General features: G+C 39.4%; 24 protein-coding genes. 23 read left to right on the plus strand and 1 reads right to left on the minus strand.

Translation table 11 applies throughout. The annotated features are described in order from the left end of the window. Positions 1 to 4: 4 nt before the first annotated feature. The 12 genes from ACUN0F_RS06370 (at position 5) to ACUN0F_RS06425 (ending at position 9,032) form a co-directional block, all read left to right on the plus strand. Positions 5 to 229, plus strand: a complete 225-nt coding sequence (locus tag ACUN0F_RS06370; protein WP_001171220.1) for an AtpZ/AtpI family protein — start codon at positions 5 to 7, stop codon at positions 227 to 229. After that, a complete protein-coding gene (locus ACUN0F_RS06375; protein WP_000567600.1) occupies positions 229 to 621 on the plus strand; it encodes an ATP synthase subunit I in 393 nt (130 codons plus the stop codon). The genes ACUN0F_RS06370 and ACUN0F_RS06375 overlap by 1 nt, the downstream gene beginning before the upstream one ends. A 7-nt stretch (positions 622 to 628) precedes the next feature. After that, positions 629 to 1,348: a F0F1 ATP synthase subunit A gene (gene atpB / locus ACUN0F_RS06380; RefSeq protein ID WP_000399874.1), complete on the plus strand. Its 720-nt coding sequence runs from the start codon at positions 629 to 631 to the stop codon at positions 1,346 to 1,348. Between the two features lie 56 nt (positions 1,349 to 1,404). Next, positions 1,405 to 1,623 (plus strand): F0F1 ATP synthase subunit C, encoded by a 219-nt coding sequence (gene atpE / locus ACUN0F_RS06385; RefSeq protein WP_000052064.1) that lies wholly within the window; start codon positions 1,405 to 1,407, stop codon positions 1,621 to 1,623. Between the two features lie 129 nt (positions 1,624 to 1,752). Further along, on the plus strand, positions 1,753 to 2,259 hold the full coding sequence (atpF, locus tag ACUN0F_RS06390; RefSeq protein ID WP_001142625.1) for a F0F1 ATP synthase subunit B: 507 nt from the start codon (positions 1,753 to 1,755) through the stop codon (positions 2,257 to 2,259). Then, positions 2,256 to 2,798, plus strand: coding sequence for a F0F1 ATP synthase subunit delta (gene atpH / locus ACUN0F_RS06395; RefSeq protein WP_000064688.1), 543 nt, complete (start codon positions 2,256 to 2,258; stop codon positions 2,796 to 2,798). Before atpF ends, atpH begins: the two co-directional genes overlap by 4 nt. 11 nt (positions 2,799 to 2,809) lie before the next feature. Then, positions 2,810 to 4,318 carry a F0F1 ATP synthase subunit alpha gene (atpA, locus tag ACUN0F_RS06400; protein WP_000027511.1) on the plus strand — a complete coding sequence of 503 codons (1,509 nt, stop codon included), beginning with the start codon at positions 2,810 to 2,812 and terminating at the stop codon, positions 4,316 to 4,318. 290 nt (positions 4,319 to 4,608) lie between these two features. Then, positions 4,609 to 5,469: a F0F1 ATP synthase subunit gamma gene (gene atpG, locus ACUN0F_RS06405; RefSeq protein ID WP_000157699.1), complete on the plus strand. Its 861-nt coding sequence runs from the start codon at positions 4,609 to 4,611 to the stop codon at positions 5,467 to 5,469. Between the two features lie 117 nt (positions 5,470 to 5,586). Further along, entirely contained in the window at positions 5,587 to 6,996 is a 1,410-nt protein-coding gene (atpD, locus tag ACUN0F_RS06410) for a F0F1 ATP synthase subunit beta (RefSeq protein ID WP_001032598.1), read from the plus strand. 20 nt (positions 6,997 to 7,016) lie between these two features. Further along, positions 7,017 to 7,418 carry a F0F1 ATP synthase subunit epsilon gene (gene atpC / locus ACUN0F_RS06415; RefSeq protein ID WP_060487972.1) on the plus strand — a complete coding sequence of 134 codons (402 nt, stop codon included), beginning with the start codon at positions 7,017 to 7,019 and terminating at the stop codon, positions 7,416 to 7,418. 130 nt (positions 7,419 to 7,548) lie between these two features. Next, the gene (locus ACUN0F_RS06420; RefSeq protein ID WP_046955511.1) at positions 7,549 to 8,331 is read left to right on the plus strand and encodes a DUF975 family protein; all 783 of its coding nucleotides are present in this window, start codon (positions 7,549 to 7,551) and stop codon (positions 8,329 to 8,331) included. A 47-nt stretch (positions 8,332 to 8,378) separates the two neighbouring features. Further along, positions 8,379 to 9,032, plus strand: a complete 654-nt coding sequence (locus ACUN0F_RS06425) for a DUF975 family protein (protein WP_000622448.1) — start codon at positions 8,379 to 8,381, stop codon at positions 9,030 to 9,032. Positions 9,033 to 9,048: 16 nt separating this feature from the next. Here ACUN0F_RS06425 and ACUN0F_RS06430 read toward each other — a convergent pair whose 3' ends face one another. Continuing rightward, complete coding sequence (locus tag ACUN0F_RS06430) at positions 9,049 to 11,778, minus strand: putative bifunctional diguanylate cyclase/phosphodiesterase (RefSeq protein WP_445539257.1); 2,730 nt, start codon at positions 11,776 to 11,778, stop codon at positions 9,049 to 9,051. 289 nt (positions 11,779 to 12,067) lie between these two features. Between ACUN0F_RS06430 and nuoA the strand changes: the two genes are divergently transcribed. From nuoA to nuoN, 11 genes are read left to right on the plus strand one after another with little or no spacing between them, the layout of a single operon-like run. Continuing rightward, positions 12,068 to 12,436: an NADH-quinone oxidoreductase subunit NuoA gene (gene nuoA, locus ACUN0F_RS06435; RefSeq protein WP_000179270.1), complete on the plus strand. Its 369-nt coding sequence runs from the start codon at positions 12,068 to 12,070 to the stop codon at positions 12,434 to 12,436. After that, positions 12,427 to 12,945: an NADH-quinone oxidoreductase subunit NuoB gene (gene nuoB, locus ACUN0F_RS06440; protein WP_000236331.1), complete on the plus strand. Its 519-nt coding sequence runs from the start codon at positions 12,427 to 12,429 to the stop codon at positions 12,943 to 12,945. Before nuoA ends, nuoB begins: the two co-directional genes overlap by 10 nt. Continuing rightward, positions 12,942 to 14,207, plus strand: a complete 1,266-nt coding sequence (locus tag ACUN0F_RS06445) for an NADH-quinone oxidoreductase subunit C (protein WP_445539258.1) — start codon at positions 12,942 to 12,944, stop codon at positions 14,205 to 14,207. Before nuoB ends, ACUN0F_RS06445 begins: the two co-directional genes overlap by 4 nt. A gap of 3 nt (positions 14,208 to 14,210) precedes the next feature. Beyond that, positions 14,211 to 15,311: an NADH-quinone oxidoreductase subunit NuoD gene (gene nuoD, locus ACUN0F_RS06450; RefSeq protein WP_000621434.1), complete on the plus strand. Its 1,101-nt coding sequence runs from the start codon at positions 14,211 to 14,213 to the stop codon at positions 15,309 to 15,311. After that, positions 15,311 to 16,312 carry an NADH-quinone oxidoreductase subunit NuoH gene (nuoH, locus tag ACUN0F_RS06455; RefSeq protein WP_000573438.1) on the plus strand — a complete coding sequence of 334 codons (1,002 nt, stop codon included), beginning with the start codon at positions 15,311 to 15,313 and terminating at the stop codon, positions 16,310 to 16,312. Before nuoD ends, nuoH begins: the two co-directional genes overlap by 1 nt. A gap of 25 nt (positions 16,313 to 16,337) precedes the next feature. Further along, on the plus strand, positions 16,338 to 16,757 hold the full coding sequence (gene nuoI, locus ACUN0F_RS06460; protein WP_000677191.1) for an NADH-quinone oxidoreductase subunit NuoI: 420 nt from the start codon (positions 16,338 to 16,340) through the stop codon (positions 16,755 to 16,757). After that, the gene (locus tag ACUN0F_RS06465; RefSeq protein ID WP_445539259.1) at positions 16,754 to 17,278 is read left to right on the plus strand and encodes an NADH-quinone oxidoreductase subunit J; all 525 of its coding nucleotides are present in this window, start codon (positions 16,754 to 16,756) and stop codon (positions 17,276 to 17,278) included. The genes nuoI and ACUN0F_RS06465 overlap by 4 nt, the downstream gene beginning before the upstream one ends. Further along, on the plus strand, positions 17,271 to 17,585 hold the full coding sequence (nuoK, locus tag ACUN0F_RS06470; RefSeq protein ID WP_000100078.1) for an NADH-quinone oxidoreductase subunit NuoK: 315 nt from the start codon (positions 17,271 to 17,273) through the stop codon (positions 17,583 to 17,585). The genes ACUN0F_RS06465 and nuoK overlap by 8 nt, the downstream gene beginning before the upstream one ends. 29 nt (positions 17,586 to 17,614) lie before the next feature. Then, positions 17,615 to 19,477: an NADH-quinone oxidoreductase subunit L gene (gene nuoL, locus ACUN0F_RS06475; RefSeq protein WP_445539260.1), complete on the plus strand. Its 1,863-nt coding sequence runs from the start codon at positions 17,615 to 17,617 to the stop codon at positions 19,475 to 19,477. Further along, positions 19,474 to 20,976, plus strand: coding sequence for an NADH-quinone oxidoreductase subunit M (locus tag ACUN0F_RS06480; RefSeq protein WP_264461375.1), 1,503 nt, complete (start codon positions 19,474 to 19,476; stop codon positions 20,974 to 20,976). The genes nuoL and ACUN0F_RS06480 overlap by 4 nt, the downstream gene beginning before the upstream one ends. A gap of 7 nt (positions 20,977 to 20,983) precedes the next feature. Beyond that, positions 20,984 to 22,498: an NADH-quinone oxidoreductase subunit NuoN gene (nuoN, locus tag ACUN0F_RS06485; protein ID WP_046955647.1), complete on the plus strand. Its 1,515-nt coding sequence runs from the start codon at positions 20,984 to 20,986 to the stop codon at positions 22,496 to 22,498. Positions 22,499 to 22,578 lie beyond the last annotated feature (80 nt).

A 22,578-nucleotide genomic window follows, 5' to 3' on the forward strand; every position in this document is an offset into this window, starting at 1 on the left:
ATCCTTGCAAAAAAACGATCGCAGCCATATAAAAGCTTATGCTTTAATGTCAGGTATTCTTGCTCAGTTAGTCGGTTCTATTCTTATTGGAATCTTTGGTGGGCAGTGGATTGATAGTAAGGTTGGAACGTTTCCGTTGTTTCTTATTATAGGGTTATTACTCGGATTAGGAACAGGGATATACGCAATGATTCGACTCATTCGACATTACTATTCGGGAGAGCAATGATGATAGACGTACATGGACTTGTCCAAAGACAAAAGAAATATATGTACTACTTGCTTGCGCTTCTAGTGCTAGGATGGGGATTCACCTCTTACAAGGATGTATTTCTTGGGCTGATTATCGGAACGATTTTCAGTTTTCTTAGTTTGCGCATCATTGCACGTAGAACAGACAAGCTGTTGGATCGCGTAACAAATGGAGAAAACGTGAAGTTTAAGGCGACAGCGGTAAGTACATATTCGAGATTCGCCACGATTGGGTTATTAATTTTATTTGCAGCCAAATATCAAGAGTTAATTGCGATGTGGGGCCTAGGTGTAGGATTGCTGACAGGATACCTTGTCATGATCATAGATTTTCTTTATTTAGAGTATAAGAGCAGGGAAGAGAGGTGAATTACTAGTGGAACACGGTAAATTAGTTGAATTTCTAGGTTTAACGTTCGATTTGTCATCAGTTATGATGGTTACTGTAGCAGCAGTTATTGTTTTCTTAATCGCTGTTATCGGAACTCGCAGTTTAGCCCTTCGCCCAACCGGGATGCAAAACTTCATGGAATGGGTGTTTGACTTCGTGAAAGGGATTATCAATAGTACGATGGATTGGAAAACAGGTGGACGTTTCTTAACGCTTGGCGTTACGCTTATCATGTTTATCATCGTATCGAACTTCCTTGGTTTACCATTCATGTATTCAACAGTTGAGGCTGGCGAACATATTGCATGGTGGAGATCACCAACGTCTGATCCAGCAGTTGCATTAACATTAGCCGTGATGGTAGTTACCCTCACCCATTATTATGGAATTAAGATGAAGGGTACGAAAGAATACGTAAAAGGTTATTTCCAACCTATGAAATTCTTATTCCCATTAAAGGTTATTGAGGAGTTTGCTAACACATTAACGTTAGGTCTTCGTTTATTCGGTAACATTTATGCAGGTGAGATCTTATTAGGATTACTTGCTAAGTTAGGCGGGGCATCATTCCTTGGAGCATTAGGTGCGCTTGTACCAATGTTAGCATGGATGGGATTCAGTGTATTCGTTGGATCAATCCAGTCATTTATTTTCGTTATGTTAACGATGGTTTATATGGCTCATAAAGTAAGCCATGACCATTAATATAATTTAAGTAAGAAAAAATTTATTTTTTTATAATACAAAGGAGGACAAATTAAATGAGTTTAGGTGTAATCGCAGCTGCAATTGCAATTGGTTTATCAGCATTAGGTGCAGGTATTGGTAACGGTCTTATCGTATCACGTACAATCGAAGGTGTTGCTCGTCAACCAGAATTAAAAGGCGCGCTTCAAACAATTATGTTCATCGGGGTTGCTTTAGTTGAGGCACTTCCAATCATCGGTGTAGTTATTGCATTCATCGTAATGAACAAATAAGGGAGACTCCCCTTACATAGATGGCGAAGAGTGTTTTTCCGAACTTTCTTCGCCATTGCTTTATGAACGAAACGTATGTCTTTTTTTTTCATATGATCAATTTAGATATTTTGAAGGGAGTGAATCCTTGTGCCAACTTTATTATTAGGGGCTTCCATTCCATTTGGAACGATTGCTTATACATTGTTCATTTTCTTACTTCTATTAGTAATGCTACGCAAATTCGCGTGGGGTCCTTTAATGGGAATTATGAAAGAACGTGAAGAGCATGTTACTAATGAAATCGACGCTGCAGAAAGAAGTAATGCTGAAGCGAAGAAATTAGTAGAAGAACAACGTGAAATGTTAAAACAATCGCGTGTTGAAGCACAAGAGTTAATCGAAAGAGCGAAAAAACAAGCTGTAGATCAAAAAGATGTTATTGTTGCTGCTGCGAAAGAAGAAGCAGAATCAATTAAAGCATCTGCTGTACAAGAAATTCAACGCGAAAAAGAGCAAGCGATTGCTGCTTTACAAGAACAAGTCGCTTCTTTATCTGTTCAAATTGCTTCTAAAGTAATTGAAAAAGAGTTAAAAGAAGAAGATCAAGTTAAGTTAATTCGCGATTATATTAAAGAAGTAGGAGAAGCGCGATGAGCAATGGGATTGTAGCAAAACGTTATGCTGTCGCTCTTTTTAAAATTGCAAAAGAAAAACACGTATTAGAAATGTTTGAAGAGGAATTACGCCTTGTACAAAACGTTTATGTAAAGAACGGAGAACTACATAGCTTTTTAACGCAACCGAACATTTCAAAAGAGCAGAAGAAAACGTTTCTTACGAACGTATTCGGATCTGTTTCTGAATCTATTTTAAATACGTTATATATTTTAATTGATAACAAACGCATTGATATCTTACCTGAAATTGCAGATGAATATGTTGTTCTTGCTAATGAAGAACGTAACGTAGCCGACGCAACTGTATATTCTACTCGTCTTCTATCGGAAGAAGAGAAGCTTAACATTGCAGAAGCATTTGCAAAGAGAACGGGAAAAGATGCAATTCGCGTAAAAAATGTTGTAGATGAAGATTTACTAGGCGGCATTAAAGTACGTATTGGAAATCGCATTTACGACGGAAGCTTACAAGGAAAATTAGCACGTATTCAGCGTGAATTAATGAAGAATAGATAGGGGTGAAGCACATGAGCATCAGAGCTGAAGAAATTAGCGCACTGATAAAGCAACAAATCGAGAACTATCAGTCTGAAATCGAAGTTAGTGATGTTGGTACAGTTATCCAAGTTGGTGACGGTATTGCGCGTGCTCATGGTCTTGATAACGTTATGGCTGGTGAACTTGTAGAGTTCTCTAACGGCGTTATGGGACTAGCACAAAACTTAGAGGAAAACAACGTAGGTATCATTATTTTAGGACCTTACACAGAAATTCGTGAAGGTGACGAAGTTCGTCGTACTGGTCGCATCATGCAAGTACCAGTAGGAAAAGAACTAATCGGTCGTGTTGTAAACCCATTAGGTCAACCAGTTGATGGTTTAGGCCCAATCAATACAACAAACACTCGTCCAATCGAAAGTCCAGCACCAGGTGTAATGGATCGTAAATCTGTTCATGAGCCACTTCAAACAGGTATTAAAGCGATCGATGCTCTTGTACCAATTGGCCGTGGTCAACGTGAGTTAATCATTGGTGACCGTCAAACAGGTAAAACAGCAGTTGCACTTGATACAATCATTAACCAAAAAGATGAAGATATGATTTGTATCTATGTAGCTATCGGACAAAAAGAATCAACTGTACGTAACGTAGTAGAAACACTACGTAAGCACGGTGCATTAGATTACACAATCGTTGTAACTGCATCAGCTTCTCAACCAGCTCCATTATTATACTTAGCTGCTTATGCTGGTGTAACAATGGGTGAAGAGTTCATGTACAATGGTAAACACGTATTGGTAGTATATGATGACTTATCAAAACAAGCAGCGGCTTACCGTGAGCTTTCATTACTATTACGTCGTCCTCCAGGTCGTGAAGCATATCCAGGGGATGTGTTCTACTTACATTCTCGCTTATTAGAGCGTGCAGCAAAATTAAGTGATGCAAGAGGCGGCGGTTCTTTAACTGCACTACCTTTCATCGAAACACAAGCAGGGGACGTATCAGCTTACATCCCAACAAACGTAATTTCTATTACGGATGGACAGATCTTCTTACAATCTGACCTATTCTTCTCTGGCGTACGTCCAGCGATCGATGCGGGTACTTCTGTATCTCGTGTAGGTGGATCTGCTCAGATTAAAGCAATGAGTAAAGTATCAGGTACACTTCGTCTTGACCTTGCATCTTACCGTGAGTTAGAAGCGTTCGCTCAGTTCGGTTCTGACCTTGATAAAGCAACTCAAGCGAAACTAAACCGTGGTGCTCGTACTGTTGAGGTATTAAAACAAGGATTACACAAACCATTACGTGTAGAGAAACAAGTTATCATTCTTTACGCTTTAACACGTGGATTCCTAGATGATATCCCAGTAGTAGATATCACTCGTTTCGAAGAAGAATTCCATGCTTGGTTAGATTCTAATGCGACTGACTTATTAGAAGAAATCCGCACAACTAAGAAACTTGCGGATGACGACAAATTCGCAGCAGCTATTAATGGATTTAAAAAAGTATTCGTAGCTTCTGAATAATAAAAGCGTAAGCGGCTCGTTCTGAATGTGAGGGGGATGGAGCTTCTGACGAAGAGGCGGTCTTTGCCTCGTAGGAAGAAGTGAAGCCACCGAGCCTTCAAGCCGCTGGAGCTAGATAATATATATAAAAGGCATCTCAAGATTTGAGATTGCTGACGGTTATGTAAAGGAAAAGAGTAGGTGCACCTATTCTTTTCCTTCAATCATGAGCAAGAATGTCTTGCAACGTAGATTAGGAAGAGAATTCTTACTAATCGTGCCAACTTCCGGAAAAAAGGTGGTGAAAACCTGTGGCATCTTTACGCGATATAAAAGCGAAGATTAACTCGACAAAGAAAACGAGTCAAATTACGAAAGCGATGGAGATGGTATCTGCATCTAAGTTAAACCGTGCAGAGCAAAATGCTAAATCTTTCGTTCCGTATATGGAAAAGATTCAAGAAGTAGTAGCGAGCATTGCGCAAGGAAGTAAAGGGATTAATCACCCAATGCTAAATTCGCGCCCTGTAAAGCGTACAGGATACATCGTTATTACATCTGATCGCGGACTAGCAGGTGGTTATAACAGTAACGTATTACGTACAGTAAGTAACGTAATTCGTGAACGTCATAATATGGATTCAAACCAATATTCAATTATTGTGCTTGGCCGACTAGGACGTGATTATTTAAAACGTCGCGGCTTTAACATCATTGATGAAGTAGTTGGATTATCTGACCACCCATCATTTACTGATATTAAAGACCTTGCTTCTCGAGCAATTGCGATGTTCGCAGATGGTGCTTATGATGAGCTATATATTTACTACAACCATTACGTAAGTAAAATTTCACAAGAAGTAACGGAAAATAAAATTTTACCGCTTACTGATGTGGCGTCTGACAAACCGACGACAGCTTATGAATTCGAACCTTCTGAAGAAGAAATTTTAAAAGTATTATTGCCACAATACGCAGAAAGCTTAGTGTACGGTGCATTACTAGACGGTAAAGCAAGTGAACACGCAGCGCGTATGACAGCAATGAAGAGTGCTACAGACAACGCAATGGAAGTTATCGATTCACTTACACTTTCATTCAACCGTGCGCGTCAAGCAGCGATTACGCAAGAGATTACGGAAATCGTTGGTGGAGCAGCAGCGTTAGAATAGTATTAAAAAGCGGAAGCGGTTCTTTCAGGAGAACTGCGAAAGCTACACTAATAAAAAATTAAAAGCCGACTTCTCTTAGAAAGCTGGCTAATTAAAAGAAAGCTAGGAGGGAACCCGATGAATAAAGGGCGCGTTACGCAAATCATGGGTCCGGTTGTAGACGTTAAGTTTGATGGCGGAAAGCTACCAGAAATCTACAACGCCCTTACGGTAAAACAAAGCAACGAAAACGGAACAAACATTAACTTAACATTTGAAGTTGCACTTCATTTAGGTGATGACACAGTTCGTACAGTTGCAATGTCTTCCACAGATGGACTTGTTCGTGGCACAGAAGTAGAAGATACTGGTAAAGCAATCTCTGTACCAGTTGGTGATGTAACACTTGGTCGCGTATTTAACGTATTAGGTGATGCAATTGACTTAGATGGTGAAGTTCCTGCGGATGTACGTCGTGATCCAATTCACCGTCAAGCACCTGCATTCGAAGAATTATCTACTAAAGTAGAAATTCTTGAAACTGGTATTAAAGTAGTAGACTTACTTGCTCCTTACATTAAGGGTGGTAAGATCGGTCTATTCGGTGGTGCCGGTGTAGGTAAAACTGTATTAATTCAGGAATTAATTAACAACATCGCACAAGAACACGGTGGTATCTCTGTATTCGCTGGTGTAGGTGAGCGTACTCGTGAGGGTAACGATTTATACCACGAAATGAGCGATTCCGGCGTAATTAAGAAAACTGCGATGGTATTCGGACAAATGAACGAGCCGCCTGGAGCACGTCAACGTGTTGCATTAACAGGTTTAACAATGGCTGAGCATTTCCGTGATGAGCAAGGACAAGACGTACTATTGTTCATCGATAACATCTTCCGTTTCACGCAAGCAGGTTCTGAAGTATCTGCCCTTCTTGGTCGTATGCCATCTGCGGTAGGTTACCAACCAACACTTGCAACAGAAATGGGTCAATTACAAGAGCGTATTACATCTACAAATAAAGGGTCTATCACGTCTATCCAAGCGGTATATGTACCAGCCGATGACTATACTGACCCAGCACCAGCTACAACGTTCGCTCACTTAGATGCAACAACAAACTTAGAGCGTCGTTTAACACAAATGGGTATTTACCCAGCCGTAGATCCATTGGCATCTACATCTCGTGCACTTTCGCCAGAAATCGTAGGAGAAGAGCATTATGAAGTGGCTCGTCAAGTACAGCAAACTTTACAACGTTACAAAGAGCTTCAAGATATCATCGCTATCTTAGGTATGGATGAGTTATCTGAAGAAGATAAGTTAGTTGTACATCGTGCTCGTCGAATTCAATTCTTCTTATCTCAAAACTTCCACGTAGCTGAGCAGTTTACAGGTCAAAAAGGTTCTTACGTACCTGTAAAAAATACAGTTAGTGGTTTCAAAGAAATTCTAGAAGGAAAATATGATGACCTTCCAGAAGATGCATTCCGTTTAGTTGGTGGCATTGAAGAAGTTATTGAAAACGCGAAGAAAATGATGGCGTAAGGCCTTAGGAGGGACGAAGTATGAAGACATTTCCAGTCAGTATTGTAACTCCTGATGGACCGGTTTACGAAAAAGAAGTAGAAATGGTAAGCGTAAAAGCAGAGAGTGGGGAAATGGGGATCTTACCAGGTCACATTCCAACTGTTGCACCGTTAAAAATTAGTGCAGTTCGTCTGAAACATGGTGGACACACTGATTATGTAGCAGTAAGCGGTGGCTTTATCGAAGTTCGTCCAGATAAAGTAACTGTATTATCATCATCTGCTGAAGAAGCAAACCATATCGATATCCATCGTGCAAATGAAGCGAAGCGTCGCGCTGAGCAACGTATGCAAGATAAACAAGCACATGTTGACTTTAAACGTGCAGAAATGGCATTACAACGTGCTGTGAACCGTTTAAACGTTTCTGATATGAAATAAAAAATCCGTAAAGGCTTTGCCTTTACGGATTTTTTTGTGTAGTTCATGGATAATTTTACAAAAATGGTATAATTATATTGATGCTTGTATAAGTAGAGAATGTACAACAATTTATAAAGGGGATGAAGAAATGATCGGTGAAATGAAACGAGAAGCGTTGCACTCTTTAAAGGGAAAATGGGGACTAGGTGTTGGATCAACGATTTTATATTTTATTTTAAGTTATGTTGTTTCAATGGCTGCAATGCTTATACTTTTAATTCCAGGAGTTATTATATTTTTACTATTTGCTGGTTTAACAGGTTCACTTGAAGAGGAAACAATATCAATTGGAGCAGGTATTACATTTGGTATTTTTTATTGCATCATAATAATTTTGAGTAACGCATCGTATGGAATTACATCATACGGTTATACAAATGTATTTTTACAGATGAGTAAACGAGAAGGTGCTAAAGTAGATCACTTATTCGAAGGATTTCGTGGCTTTAAAAGAATGATGAAAACGATGTGGGCAATGCTTGCAATTTTGTTATATACAGGTACATGGATTCCAATGTTGCTAGTAGCCTTATTCGCATTTTTCGGTGAAGAAGGAAATACGTCGTTTACTATCGCTTTCTTTGTACTATTAGCTATTTCAATCGTTGTTATGATTGTGATGTATTTTTCTTATGCGATGACGTACTATGTAATGATTGAAAATCCAGAGTATAGTGTGTCACGAGCAATGAAAGAAAGTAAACATCTTATGAAGGGACATAAGTTAGATTTGTTTCTTTTATGGCTTAGTTTTATAGGATGGGGTATTTTAGCGATTCTTACACTCGGAATAGGATTTCTTTGGCTTAGTCCGTATATGAGTACAACGACAGCGCATTTTTATCGCTATCTTTCAAAAGATGAATTGTAGTAGGAACATGCTATACTAATAGAGTTATTACGTATAGGAGGAACAATATGATTAGTGATTTAAAAGGAGAAGCGTTAGATTCATTAGAAGGGAAATGGGGATTAGCTGTCGGGGCAACATTACTGATTTCGATTCTTATTTCAGCTTTTAGCTTTAGTATTGATTTCATTTTCTTTCAATTTTGGGATTGGAAAGAAGTAAATAACTCACTTTCAGTAGACGTTATTACAATATTGATGGTAGGTCCATTAACGCTAGGTGGTTATCATTTAGCGCTACATATCATTCGTGAAAAGGAAGCACGTATTGGGCATATATTCAGATGGTTTACAGAAGGAAGTAAGTTTATAAAGTCATTTTTATTATATATAGTAGTGAACATTTATATTTTCTTATGGTTTTTACTATTTATTATTCCAGGCATTATTAAATCATTTTCTTATGCGATGACGTACTTTATAATAAATGATCATCCTGAGTATTCCATAAATCAAGCTATTACAGAAAGTCGTCGTATGATGAATGGACATAAGATGGAGTATTTCATTTTATGTTTAAGCTTTATTGGTTGGTTTATATTAAGTTGTATTACGCTCGGGATTGGATTCCTATGGCTAATTCCATATTTTTATACGACGTCAGCAGCTTTTTATGAAGAAATTGCAGAGGAGTATTACGAGAAAACAATTCCGACACTATAAAAACACCCAGTATGAGCTATTGGTTCATACTGGGTGTTTTTTGTAGAAATTTTATAAATTGATGACTAGTAAGTGGTTTACTGAAATAGTAACCTTGCATATATTTACAGTTGTTCTTTTGTAGAAACTTAAGTTGTTTTTCTGTTTCAATTCCTTCAGCAACGACAGAGAGGTTTAAAGTATTTGCAAGGGAAAGGATAGTGGAAACAATGGCTCGTTCCTCAGGCCGATGATCGGCTAGTTGTGTAAATTCTCTCGGTACTTTTAACGTATCGATAGGGAAAATTGATAAATAAGCGAGAGAGGAATAGCCGGTACCGAAGTCATCAATGGACGTTTGAATACCATATTCCTTTAATTGTTTTAGTCTTGATAATGTTTCTTTTTCGTTGATCATTGCAATTCGTTCTGTTAGCTCAAGTGTTACATGCTTTGGATCGACTTTAATGTCTGTTAGTATTTGTGAAATGTTCTCGATTAAATGATCTTGCTGGAACTCTTTTGCAGATAAGTTCACACTTATTTTTAAATCTGTGTAGCCGAAAGTATGCCATATTTTTAACTGGCGACAAGATTCTTTTAATACCCAATGACCGAGTGGAACGACTTGAGGCGTCTCTTCTACAATTGGAATGAACTCACATGGCGGAATGTCACCTAGGAGTGGGTGTTTCCAGCGTATTAATGCTTCAGCACCAATAATCTTTTTCGTCGTAATATCAATTTGTGGTTGATAGACGAGATAAAACTCTTCGTTTACTAAAGCGAGTGGTAAATCTTTTTCAATTCGAGCTTTTCGTTCCATTTTTTTATACAATTCTTTCGTGTACAGAGAGCTACCATTTTTTCCTTTATTTTTTGCTTCGTACATGGCCATATCAGCATGCTGTAAAATGGACAATGGATCTTCACCTGCTTCAGGATATATTGCAATCCCGATGCTCGGTGAGATTTGTAAATGTTGACTTTCAATTTCGAATGGTTCGTTCATGGCTGCTACAATCGTATCAGCCATTTTTTTTACATCGGGTCTTTTTTTATAATTTTCGATCAGGATTGTGAACTCATCCCCAGCTAGCCGGGCGAGCTTCATATTTGGTGTCGATAGTCTTTCTAGTCTTTTTGCTACGGCAATTAATAGAAGGTCTCCTACCCTATGACCGAGGGTATCGTTAATAACCTTAAAGCGGTCTAGGTCGAGAAACATAACAGCAAAAGGCCTTTTTGATATTTCGGATCGAGCAATTGCTTGTTCTACATATTGATGAAATGCACGGCGATTTGCAAGCTCTGTTAAAGTATCATGATATGCTAGAAAATTAATTTGTTCTTGTTGTTGTTTGCTTTCCGTAATATCTTTAATCATTAAATAAACACCAGAAATATGATCCTTTAAAAAGATAGGAACTGCTGTAACATGCAAGTAGTAAATATCCCTATTTTTATGATATGCCCGTACTTCTAAAGAAATAGATTTCCCCTTTTTTACCCGATGAAAGGCACTAATGATTTCTTCCAAATCTTCCTCATACGTAAGTGAATAGTAAGGTTGATTTAATAATTCATTCGTTTGATAACCGAGCAAAGTAGTACCAGCGTTATTCACTTTGAGAAAATTACCGTACAAATCTAAGGTGAAGATTGGATCTGGATGATGCTCATATAAAGATTTAAACATCTGTTGGTTATGATATAGTTCATTTTTTTGTTCTACTAAATCTTCTGTACGTAGTTCAATTTGTTTTTCGAGTTCCGAGTTGAATTGCATTTGGGCTAGTAATAATATTTTATTTTGTTTTCGAACTAAACTATGGCGTATGAGAACGAAGGAGAAAGTTATTATAAGCCCGATTACTACAATAGGTGCAAAAACATATTCAACTAGTATAAAAACAATAAGCATTACTACAGAAATATAAGGTAATGACAATCTGATCGATTCCCCAAGTTTAGGTGTTAATAGTACTTGCTCTTGTCTTTCAGGTTCTTTTGTATGCAGAATACAGGCGATTGCTACTAGTACTAAAGTTACTTGATAGAGAGGAGTAACTGTAAACATAGAATACTCGGGTGTGAAGTATTTAATATAAGCATAAATCGCATCTGTAGTAGCATATAAAATTAAAGCACTGCCAAGAAGCGCACCAACTTTTTTGGATAATAAGGATAATGGCTTGAATAACAGATTGATTCCTATGAGAAGAAAGAGCAAATCGGCCATTGGATAGGTAAGTTGAACAAATATGTCGATATAGGATGTTGAAGAAACGTGAATGGTGCGTTCAATAAGTAAGTAGTAACTTAAAGTGAATTGTGCTGTAACAATAATACAAATATCACATATCATAAAAAGCTTTTCTAATAAATCGCGGTTATAGATGATTTCATATAGAAAGGCAAATGCAAAGCTAATTAAAAAAAGTAAGTAAAAAAAATCGGACGGATCAACGAATGTATAGTAGTCCTTTAAAATTAAACGTTGATAGGCAACGACCATATCACCAATGAAATAAGAGAGGGTTCCAACAGATAAAACGGTCCAAAATAAACGAGGTAACCCTTCTTTCCTATTTGAAAAATAAAGTATATAACTACAAGCGATAATATCAATGAATAAGGTACTCATTCCAATTAATATTTGAAAAGGAAATGAGTATTCATATAGAAAAGGCATTGCCACGTAATGAATCGCTATAGATAACAATATAATGCTTATAAGAATACTTACATGTGTTTGTTTTTTCATTTATCTCACCCACGGTATATACATATAAATTCCTCTTTTTATTTTTTATTGTTTCTTGAAACATATATATAATTTCTATACTTATTTTACACAGGTTTAGCGAGTTATAAAAATAGATTTTAATAATTCTCGTTTCGGTCCCCAATATATCGACATAGGAATTTGAAGTTTGCTATAATGATTAAAATAGTTGCATTATTTAGAAAAATTTAAAAATAATAATTACTGCAACTAGGACATATTGTTTACTAAGTGAACTTGTTCTTAATTCAGGGGGGAGGGTTTCACAATGGCAAGTGTATATGAAAATAGTTATATGATCGTTTTGATTTTCTTGCTATTAGGTATATTGCTGCCGGTAGTGGCTCTTACATTAGGAAAGATGCTGCGTCCAAACAAACCAAGTGCAGCGAAAGCGACGACGTATGAGAGTGGGATTGAGCCTTTTCATGATGCAAATATTCGGTTTCATGCTCGTTATTATATTTTTGCTTTATTGTTTGTCATCTTTGATGTAGAAACTTTATTTTTATATCCATGGGCTGTTGCATATGACAAGCTCGGTTTATTTGCACTGATTGAAATGCTCATCTTTGTTGTAATGTTGCTAGTTGGATTAGCGTATGCTTGGAAAAAGAAGGTGTTACAATGGTTATAAATTTTGAGGAATTACATCCAAATGAGCGGGCGGAATTAGAACGAAATATCTTTTTTTCTACATTGGAGCAGTTAAAAGGATGGGCACGAAGCAATTCTTTATGGCCGATGACATTCGGACTGGCATGCTGTGCAATTGAAATGATGGGAGTAGGTTCATCACATTACGATTTAGATCGATTTGGGTCATTTTTTCGGACATCGCCAAGGCAATCGGACGTTATGATTGTGTCGGGAACAGTAACGAAGAAGATGGCACCTATTGTTCGGCGTTTATATGATCAAATGCCCGAACCAAAATGGGTTATTGCAATGGGATCTTGTGCGACAGCAGGTGGCCCATATGTAAATTCGTACGCTGTTGTGAAAGGTGTGGATCAAATTGTACCAGTTGATGTGTATATTCCTGGTTGCCCACCCAATCCTGCTGCTTTAATTTATGGAATTAATAAATTGAAAGAAAAAATTCGTTACGAGGCAAAGACGGGAAAGCAGGTGACGAATAAATGAGTGATCCAAATAAAGATCTAGAGGATTTGAAAAGAGAAGCGGCTAGGCATGCGAAAGAAGAGGCGAGAAAGCGTCTCGTTGCGAAACATGATGTGGAAATAAGTAAACTTGAGGAAGAAAATCGAGAAAAAGAGAAAGCGCTACCAAAAAATGATGATATAACTGTGGAAGAAGAAAAGGCCAAAGCGAAGGCGAAGGCAGCAGCAAAAGCAAAAGCAAAAGCGGCAGCGTTAGTAAAGCAAAAAAGAGAAGGAATAGAAGAAGTAACGGAAGAAGAAAAGGCCAAAGCGAAGGCGAAGGCAGCAGCAGCCGCAAAAGCAAAAGCGGCAGCATTAGCAAAGCAAAAAAGAGAAGGAACAGAAGAGGTAACGGAAGAAGAAAAGGCCAAAGCGAAAGCGAAGGCAGCAGCGGCAGCAAAAGTAAAAGCGGCAGCGTTAGCGAAGCAAAAAAGAGAAGGAACAGAAGAGGTAACGGAAGAAGAAAAGGCGGAGGCAGCAGCGGCAGCAAAAGCAAAAGCGGCGGCGTTAGCGAAGCAAAAAAGAGAAGGAACAGAAGAAGTAACGGAAGAAGAGAAGGCCAAAGCGAAAGCGAAGGCAGTAGCGGCAGCAAAGGCAAAGGTAGCGGCTCTAGCAAAGCAGAAGGCCTCGCTAGGTGATGGGAAATCGGGAGATGAAAAGGCGAAGGCAATTGCAGCAGCGAAGGCGAAAGCGGCTGCGGCAGCAAGGGCGAAGACAAAGGGCGCTGAAGGTAAAGCGGAAGAGGAGCCGAAGCAGGAAGAGCCATCCGTGAATCAGCCGTATTTAAATCAGTATGTTGAAGTTATTAAGGGGAAAATTGGAGAGGATACGTTAGTAGATTCCTACATTAATAAACTTTCAAAAGATGTGCCAACTCTTGTGGTGGAGCCCTCAAAATATTATGAAGTAATGGAGTTACTGCGATTCCATGAGGGACTTGCTTTTGATTATATGTCAGAGCTACATGCGACGGATTTTGTGACACATATGGAAGTGTATGTTCATTTATTTTCATATGGAAAGAAACAGTCAGTAGCGGTGAAGGTGAAGTTGGATAGGGAAGCACCAGAAGTAGAGTCGGTTGCAGCGCTTTGGAAAGGAGCGGACTGGCCAGAGCGAGAAGCGTATGATTTGCTCGGCATTGTATTTAAGGGACATCCGAATTTATCACGTATTTTAATGCCAGATGATTGGATAGGGTATCCGCTTCGGAAAGATTATGAACCGTATGATGTGGAGGTGTAGCTTATGATCCGTACGGAAGAAATGCTTTTGAATGTAGGGCCTCAGCATCCGAGTACGCATGGTGTGTTCAGGCTTGTTATTAAGATTGACGGGGAAATTATTAAAGAAGCTACACCAGTTATTGGATATTTGCATCGCGGGACCGAAAAGATTGCCGAGAGCTTACAGTATACGCAAATTATCCCTTATACAGATCGAATGGACTATTTATCGGCCATGACGAATAATTACGTCATTTGCCATGCTGTAGAGACGATGATGGGGCTTGAAATCCCGGAGCGGGCCGAATACTTACGAGTACTTGCAATGGAGCTTGGAAGGATTGCGAGCCACCTCGTTTGGTGGGGGACAAATCTTCTTGATATAGGAGCGGTCAGCCCGTTTTTATACGCTTTTCGTGAACGAGAGATGATTATAAATTTATTAAACGAATTATGCGGTGCCCGTCTTACTTTTAACTATATGAGAGTCGGGGGTGTAAAGTGGGATGCGCCGGACGGTTGGATTGAAAAAGTGGAAGAGTTTGTTCCGTATATGCGAGAACAATTGGCAGGTTATCATGATCTCGTTAGCGGTAATGAGATTTTCTTAAATCGTGTAAAAGGCGTTGGTATATATAGCGCGGAAGAAGCGATTTCGTATTCTTTAAGCGGAGCGAATTTGCGGTGTACCGGAGTAAACTGGGATCTTCGCAAGGATGAACCGTACTCCATTTATGATCGTTTTGATTTCGATATTCCTGTTGGGAGTGTGGGAGATGCTTGGGATCGTTACGTTTGCCGCATGCAAGAGATTGAGGAGTCATTAAAAATTGTTGAGCAAGCTGTCCAGCAGTTCCCGAAAGACGGAGCTGTGCTAGCGAAAGTGCCGAAAATCATTAAGGCGCCTAAAGGGGAAGCGTTCGTCCGTATAGAATCGCCGCGAGGAGAGATTGGTTGCTATATTGCTAGTGATGGAAAGAAAGAGCCGTACCGCTTGAAGTTTCGCAGGCCGTCTTTTTACAATTTGCAAATTTTACCGAAGTTATTGAAAGGTGAAAACATCGCCAATTTAATTACGATTTTAGGTGGAGTTGATATTGTACTTGGGGAGGTTGATGGCTAATGATTGAAACGCTCTTACAATCACCTTCAAGCTGGACGAATTTCTTCATTTTTTTCGGATTAGCGGTGCTTCTATTATTTGCAGTCCTTGGCTTCGTTACATATGGTATTTTGGCAGAACGGAAAGTAATGGGTTTTATGCAAGGGCGGATTGGACCAAACCAAGTTGGGGGCCGGTTCGGTTTACTGCAAACGGTAGCTGATGTTTTAAAACTATTATTGAAAGAAGATAGTATTCCGAAAGCGGCAGATAAACCGTTGTTTATATTAGCGCCTGTCATTGCATTCGCACCGGCATTTATGGTGCTTGCAGTCATCCCGTTTACTGATAAATTTCAGTTCGCGGATATTGGCGTAGGCTTACTGTATTACATTGCTGTTTCTGGCATTACGACGATTGGTGTCGTAACCGGAGGATGGGCATCAAATAATAAATATTCCCTTTTAGGAGGGATGCGTGCGGCGGCGCAAATGATTTCTTATGAAATTCCGCTCGTAATGAGTGTAATTGGCGTCGTTTTGTTAGCTGGTAGCCTGAATTTAAATGAAATTGTAGCGGCACAGGAGAATGTTTGGTACATTTTCGTGCAGCCAATCGGTTTCGTCGTTTTCTTAATCGCGGCGGTAGCAGAGTTAAATAGGACGCCGTTTGATTTACCAGAAGCAGAATCGGAACTTGTTTCTGGATATCATACGGAATACTCAGGGTTTCGATGGGCGTTTTTCATGCTTTCAGAGTACGTATATTTCTTCGGAATGTCATCTTTAATTACAGTGCTCTTTTTAGGCGGATGGAATCCAGTTATGTTCCTTGGATTTATCCCAGGAGCTGTATGGTTTGCTTTGAAATTTAGCAGTGTAGTCTTTCTACTAATTTGGTTCCGCGTTACGTTTCCGCGTATAAGAGGTGACCAGTTAATGGAGTTTGGCTGGAAAGTATTATTGCCAATTGCACTTGCGAATATTTTCTTAACGGCATTGATTAAGGAGTTATTCTTCTAATCTATGAGGGGGGTGCCAGTAAGAGATGAAAGGACTATTTAAAGGATTAAAATATACATTAAGCAATTTGAGTAAGAAGAAGGTGACTTACGATTATCCGAATCAACCGTTGCCGTTGCCAGACCGCTTTCGAGGTATTCAAAAGTTTTATCCGGAAAAGTGTATTGTTTGTAACCAATGCTCCAACATTTGTCCGACAGACTGTATTCAGTTAACAGGAAAAAAACATCCGGACCCTACGAAAAAAGGAAAAATTATCGACACGTACGATATTAATTTTGAAATTTGTATTCTGTGTGATTTATGTACAGAAGTTTGTCCGACAGAGGCGATTGTTATGACAAATAACTTTGAGCTCGCGGAATATTCACGTGATGATTTATTTAAAAATTTGCAGTGGCTTGACGAAAACGACGAAAACGTCAGGAAGGAGAATAAAGCATGAATGGCGAGTTTGTAGCATTCTTTATACTATCCTTGTCTGCAATTATCGGCGGTGTTCTTATGTTGAATTTAACGAAAGTCATGCATATGATGCTAGCTCTCGTTCTGACATTTCTTAGTATCGCAGGTTTGTACTTTCTTTTATCGGCCGAATTTATCGGAGTTGCACAAATTTTACTTTACTCCGGTGCGATTACAATTATTATGATTTTTGGCATTATGTTAACGCAACATAACGCAGAAAATGAATCGCGTCTTACTCTTCGAAAATGGATTATCTTCTTTGCGGTTGTAGCATTTGGGGCAGTTATGTATTTCGCTGTTAACAATATTGATTTTGCAAATGAAAGCACACGAGGAAGTTTACCTCTCCATGAAAAAAACACACTTCAAATCGGTACACTTCTCTATTCGAAATATATTATTCCATTTGAGTTAACCTCAGTCATTTTACTTGTAGCACTTGTTGGCGCGATTATACTTGCGAAGAAGGATGAGAAAGAGGAGGATTCCAATGAGTAGCGTTCCAGCTTCTGCATATTTAACGCTTGCGATTATTTTGTTTTGCATCGGTTTGTTTGGAGCTTTAACGAAGCGAAATACAGTGATTGTATTAGTTTGTATTGAATTAATGCTTAACGCGGCCAATTTAAATTTAGTCGCGTTTAGTAAATTAGGTTTGTTCCCAAATTTAACAGGGCAAATTTTCTCTCTGTTTACGATGGCTGTAGCAGCAGCGGAGGCGGCGGTAGGACTCGCCATTTTAATTGCTTTGTATCGTAATCGTACGACGGTTCATGTAGATGAAATGGATACGCTCAAAGGATAACATTGTGACCGAAAAGGGGGAAGGAAACAATGATCGATTATGCATGGCTCATACCGCTTTTCCCGCTTGTTTCGTTTTTTTTATTACTTATATTCGGGAAGAAAATTAGAGAAGGAAGCAGTGTACTTAGTGTTTTCCTCGTCTTTCTCTCCTTTATATTTGCGGTACTTGTATTAATAGAACGGTTTTCGAAAGTAGGATTGAAGCATAAGTGGGTATGGCTTAGAACGGGAGATATTGATATATCATTTGGCTTTGAAGTGACTGCATTAGGGGCTTTAATGCTGTTTATCGTTACACTTGTGAGTTTACTTGTACATGTGTATTCGAAAGGTTATATGAAAGGTGATGAAAGATTACCAACCTTTTATGCCTATTTAGGGCTCTTCACATTTGCGATGCTCGGGCTCGTTATATCACCGAATTTATTACAGCTTTATATATTTTGGGAGTTAGTCGGCCTTGGTTCATTTTTACTCATCGGTTTTTATTTCTTTAAAGAAGAAGCGAAGGCTGCTGCGAAAAAGGCTTTTATTATGACTCGTATTGGAGATGTCGGTTTATTTATAGGGATGATCTTACTTTTTTGGCACGCGGGTAGTTTTGAATATGACGCAATATTTAGGGCGATTCGTACGGGTGATCTTACCCCTACCATGATTACAATAACAGCGATATTAATTTTTATCGGGGCGATGGGGAAGTCAGGTCAGTTCCCGCTTCATACGTGGTTACCAGATGCGATGGAAGGGCCGACGCCTGTTTCGGCACTTATTCATGCGGCGACGATGGTCGCAGCTGGCGTATATTTAGTGGCGACGATGTTTCCGCTATTTTCAGCAAGTGCGGTGGCGATGCAGACGGTGGCAATCGTTGGAGCTTTCACTGCGATCTTTGCGGCTTCTATCGGTCTTGTACAAACGGACATAAAGAGAGTGCTCGCTTATTCTACGGTTAGCCAGCTAGGTTATATGATGCTCGCATTAGGATCTGCTGGTTATGTAGCTGGTGTTTTCCATTTAACGACACACGCCTTTTTTAAAGCGCTACTATTTTTGGCGGCAGGAAGTGTCATTCATGCAGTGCATACGCAAGACATTAATAAAATGGGTGGTTTACAGAAGAAGATGAAAGTAACGGGTGCACTATTTTTAATCGGTACACTTGCAATTAGTGGGGTTCCGCTCCTTTCTGGTTTCTTTAGTAAAGATGAAATTTTAGCGGTGACTTGGATGAATGGCAATTACGTTTTATTCATATTAGCAGTAATTGCAGCATTTTTAACAGCATTCTACATGTTCCGGCTCTACTTCCTTGTCTTTACTGGGGAAGCAAAGACAAAGGAAGATGTGCATGAATCGCCCCGCATTATGACGTATCCGATGATCGTTCTCGGGGTCCTTGCAGTAGTGGCAGGTTATATAAATACACCGTGGTTTGGGACGTTTCTCGGGGATTGGCTTACGAAAGATGTAGCATTTAAAGCGCGAGAGGCACACGGACCAGTTTGGATTATGATTGTTGCGACGCTCGTTTCCTTGGCTGGGATTGCTCTTGCATATTTCATATATGGCAAGAAATCTATTTCTAGAGATTGGGCTGGGGGCGATGGAACACCTCTTTATAACCTTTTGAAAGAAAAATATTATGTGGATGAACTATACAATATGACGGTGCTCCCTATTACGAAGGGAATCGCTCATGTGCTTCGCTTATTTGAGGTGTATGTAGTCGAAGGAATTGCCGTTTTAATAGGGAGTCTAGTTAAAGGGATAAGCGGACTCGGTTCTAGACTTCAAAACGGAAATGTACAAGTGTACGGCACTGTAACAGCTGTTTCGCTTGCAGTACTCGTCATTATTTTGCTCTATACGGGAGGGGATTTACGATGAATGATTTGTTATTAACGTTCTTCATTTTTTCCCCGCTTTTAGGAATTCTCTTACTTGTATTAACGCCAAAAAAAGAATCGCGTACTGTGCGAGCGCTTGGTTTATTTGGGACGGCGCTTCCATTTGGAATCGCTATCGTCCTCGCTTGTACATATGCTTCTGGAAAGAGTTTGTCGCTATTCGATGAAAAAGTGAAATGGATTAAATTTGGGGATTTTGCAGCGGTGGATAAAAGATGGTTTTCCATTTATTACGAGCTCGGCATTGATGGTTTATCGCTCGTTATGATGGTGCTGACAGCCCTTCTAGCGATGCTTGCAGCAATTGCGGCATTTACGATTAAAAGAAACTTGAAAGCCTTTTATATGCTGCTACTCATGTTAGAAATAGGGATGCTCGGCGTCTTCGCTGCTCAAAATTTAATGTTGTTCTTTATCTTCTTTGAAATTACGTTGCCGCCAATGTTTTTATTAATTGGAAAGTGGGGGAAATTGTCGAGTGAAAAGGCTGCTTATAGTTATTTAATATATAACGGTATTGGCTCCGCTATTTTACTCATCGTTTTCTCAGTTTTATTTGCAAAAACAGGTACAACAAATATTACAGAGCTTAAAGAAATATTAACGAGCGTAGGTGCTGGGGGAGGAATGGCTGTCTCAAGTAGCTTACAGTTCGGATTGTTTCTTGCCATAATGATTGCTTTTGCGATTAAACTACCCGTTTTCCCGTTACATCGCTGGATGGTCAATGTGCATATTGAAGCGCATCCGGCTGTAGTTATGCTTCACGCGGGCGTTTTACTGAAGATTGGGGCATACGGTATGATTCGTTTCGGAAAGGGGCTATTCCCGGAATACTTTCGCGAGTTTGCAACGCTTATTGCGATTTTAGGAGTCATCAATTTATTGTACGGAGCCTTCTTAGCGCTCATTCAAACGGATTTTCGAAAGGTGCTTGCTTACTCTAGTATTTCGCATATGGGCATCGTATTAATGGGCCTTGCGGCGTTAAATGCACCAGGTATACAAGGGGCACTATTCCAAGTTGTCTCTCACGGTTTAATTGCAGCCTTACTCTTTTTCTTACTGGGCGTTATAGAACAGCGCTTTGGAACGTCGGACATTACAGCGCTTGGCGGACTCGCAAAAAGTGTCCCGGTACTTAGCGGATTCTTCTTAGCAGGAGCAATGGCATCGCTTGGATTGCCAGGAATGTCTGGATTTGTTAGCGAGTTTCTTGCCTTTCTCGGTTTATTCCAAGGGGAGCCAGTCATTGCTGCAGTCGGTGTGCTCGGCATCATTTTAACCGCTGTATACGTATTAAGAGCAACGCTTCAAGTAACTTTTGGTAAGAAAGAGTGGGAGGCGAAAGCTGATATACACGGATGGGAGTATGTCCCTATATTGCTACTTATCTTCTGCATTATTGCAATTGGAGTAATGCCAGAAATACTAGGGGATCCGCTTCAAAATACATTGAAAACATTGGGGGTGAAGTAGGATGGATATGAATACGTTACTTAGCTTATCATGGCATCTCATGGTGCCAGAATTCATTATTCTCGGAGCTGCCATCCTTCTTTCCATATGTGATTTGTTTTTTAAGTTGAATCATAGATATGTAGCGCTTAGTGCAATCGCAGCCGTCATATTAGCAATCGTGTCGTTAATCACGCTATACGGTGAACCAGCGGGAGATATTTTAAATGGATCGTTTGTGTTAGATGGGTTTTCAAAAGGGTTTAAAACGTTGTTATTAGGCGGAGCGGCCCTCATCTTATGCACCGCCATGAGCGATGATAAGAAGAATCCAATTGAAGATAAGGGAGAATATTATTACTTATTTTTAATGGCGCTTCTTGGGGCTATGTTTATGGCTTCTAGTATCGACTTCATTACACTTTTCGTCGGTTTAGAATTGCTTTCACTTTCTTCATATATTTTAGTAGGAATACGAAAAAGGAACCGTGCGTCAAACGAGGCGGCCATGAAATATGTCATTAATGGAGGTATTGGCACGGCAATTACGCTCTTTGGAATGAGTTATTTATACGGTATTACAGGATCAACTAATATCGTGGATATGCAAAAAGTATTCGCAGGGGAGCTTGCTGGTGGTATTCAGTTATTGTTAGCTCTCGCATTTCTACTATTACTCGTTGGACTCTCGTTTAAAATTGCGACAGTGCCGTTTCATATGTGGGCACCAGATGTGTATGAGGGAGCGGCTACACCTGTTACTGCTTTTCTCGGGACGATTTCTAAAATTGCTGGATTCTTACTCATTATTCGTCTGTTTCTCATGGTTTTTGCAAGTGTATCGGTGCAAGGAGACATGCAATCTTTATACGGACGTATGAGCATATACATTGCAGTACTAGCGAGTATTACGATGATTATTGGAAACGTAGTAGCGTTAAAGCAATATAGCGTAAAACGCCTATTTGCCTATTCGGGAATCGCACATGCGGGGTATTTACTCGTTCCGCTTGTAGCATTATCACCATTTACGATGGATAGCATGTGGTTTTACATGCTTGCGTATATGCTTATGAATATAGGCGCATTTGCAATTATTCACGGCTTAATCTTACAAAGCGACAAAGAAAATATTACTATTTTTACCGGATTATATAAGCGGTCGCCATTTACAGCGATAGTGATGACGATTTTTATATTATCGTTGGCCGGGATACCAGGAACAGCTGGTTTCATCGGGAAAATTAACATCTTTTTAGGTGCACTGCATGTAGAGCCAGCTCATTACGTACTAGCTTCTATTATGATGGGGACGACAGTCATCTCATTCGTATATTATTTCCGTATTCTACAGCAAATGTTTTTCCGAACGGGAGAAGTGGAAGAGAAAATTCGTTTGCCATTGAATATAAAGGTTGTTATGAGCCTTTGTGCAATCTCGATTGTAATACTAGGGATTATGCCGATGATTGGATACAATTTCTTTTATGAATATTTTCCATTAATGAAGGATTTCTTCTTCTTAGGGAACGTGGTACAATAGTGAAAATAAAAGGTGTGGAGTTGTTACTCTGCGCTTTTTATTTTGTGTGAATTACAATTGAAAATGCATGTAGGTATATG

Source organism: Bacillus sp. 1A, assembly GCF_052682215.1.

What these genes read in the sequence shown, in the direction of transcription:
- ACUN0F_RS06375 (WP_000567600.1), top strand. Translation starts at nt 229, where the DNA reads ATGATAGACGTACATGGACTTGTCCAAAGACAAAAGAAATATATGTAC.
- atpE (WP_000052064.1), top strand. Translation starts at nt 1,405, where the DNA reads ATGAGTTTAGGTGTAATCGCAGCTGCAATTGCAATTGGTTTATCAGCA.
- atpH (WP_000064688.1), top strand. Translation starts at nt 2,256, where the DNA reads ATGAGCAATGGGATTGTAGCAAAACGTTATGCTGTCGCTCTTTTTAAA.
- atpA (WP_000027511.1), top strand. Translation starts at nt 2,810, where the DNA reads ATGAGCATCAGAGCTGAAGAAATTAGCGCACTGATAAAGCAACAAATC.
- atpD (WP_001032598.1), top strand. Translation starts at nt 5,587, where the DNA reads ATGAATAAAGGGCGCGTTACGCAAATCATGGGTCCGGTTGTAGACGTT.
- atpC (WP_060487972.1), top strand. Translation starts at nt 7,017, where the DNA reads ATGAAGACATTTCCAGTCAGTATTGTAACTCCTGATGGACCGGTTTAC.
- ACUN0F_RS06420 (WP_046955511.1), top strand. Translation starts at nt 7,549, where the DNA reads ATGATCGGTGAAATGAAACGAGAAGCGTTGCACTCTTTAAAGGGAAAA.
- ACUN0F_RS06425 (WP_000622448.1), top strand. Translation starts at nt 8,379, where the DNA reads ATGATTAGTGATTTAAAAGGAGAAGCGTTAGATTCATTAGAAGGGAAA.
- ACUN0F_RS06430 (WP_445539257.1), bottom strand. Translation starts at nt 11,778, where the DNA reads ATGAAAAAACAAACACATGTAAGTATTCTTATAAGCATTATATTGTTA.
- nuoA (WP_000179270.1), top strand. Translation starts at nt 12,068, where the DNA reads ATGGCAAGTGTATATGAAAATAGTTATATGATCGTTTTGATTTTCTTG.
- nuoB (WP_000236331.1), top strand. Translation starts at nt 12,427, where the DNA reads ATGGTTATAAATTTTGAGGAATTACATCCAAATGAGCGGGCGGAATTA.
- ACUN0F_RS06445 (WP_445539258.1), top strand. Translation starts at nt 12,942, where the DNA reads ATGAGTGATCCAAATAAAGATCTAGAGGATTTGAAAAGAGAAGCGGCT.
- nuoD (WP_000621434.1), top strand. Translation starts at nt 14,211, where the DNA reads ATGATCCGTACGGAAGAAATGCTTTTGAATGTAGGGCCTCAGCATCCG.
- nuoH (WP_000573438.1), top strand. Translation starts at nt 15,311, where the DNA reads ATGATTGAAACGCTCTTACAATCACCTTCAAGCTGGACGAATTTCTTC.
- nuoI (WP_000677191.1), top strand. Translation starts at nt 16,338, where the DNA reads ATGAAAGGACTATTTAAAGGATTAAAATATACATTAAGCAATTTGAGT.
- ACUN0F_RS06465 (WP_445539259.1), top strand. Translation starts at nt 16,754, where the DNA reads ATGAATGGCGAGTTTGTAGCATTCTTTATACTATCCTTGTCTGCAATT.
- nuoK (WP_000100078.1), top strand. Translation starts at nt 17,271, where the DNA reads ATGAGTAGCGTTCCAGCTTCTGCATATTTAACGCTTGCGATTATTTTG.
- nuoL (WP_445539260.1), top strand. Translation starts at nt 17,615, where the DNA reads ATGATCGATTATGCATGGCTCATACCGCTTTTCCCGCTTGTTTCGTTT.
- ACUN0F_RS06480 (WP_264461375.1), top strand. Translation starts at nt 19,474, where the DNA reads ATGAATGATTTGTTATTAACGTTCTTCATTTTTTCCCCGCTTTTAGGA.
- nuoN (WP_046955647.1), top strand. Translation starts at nt 20,984, where the DNA reads ATGAATACGTTACTTAGCTTATCATGGCATCTCATGGTGCCAGAATTC.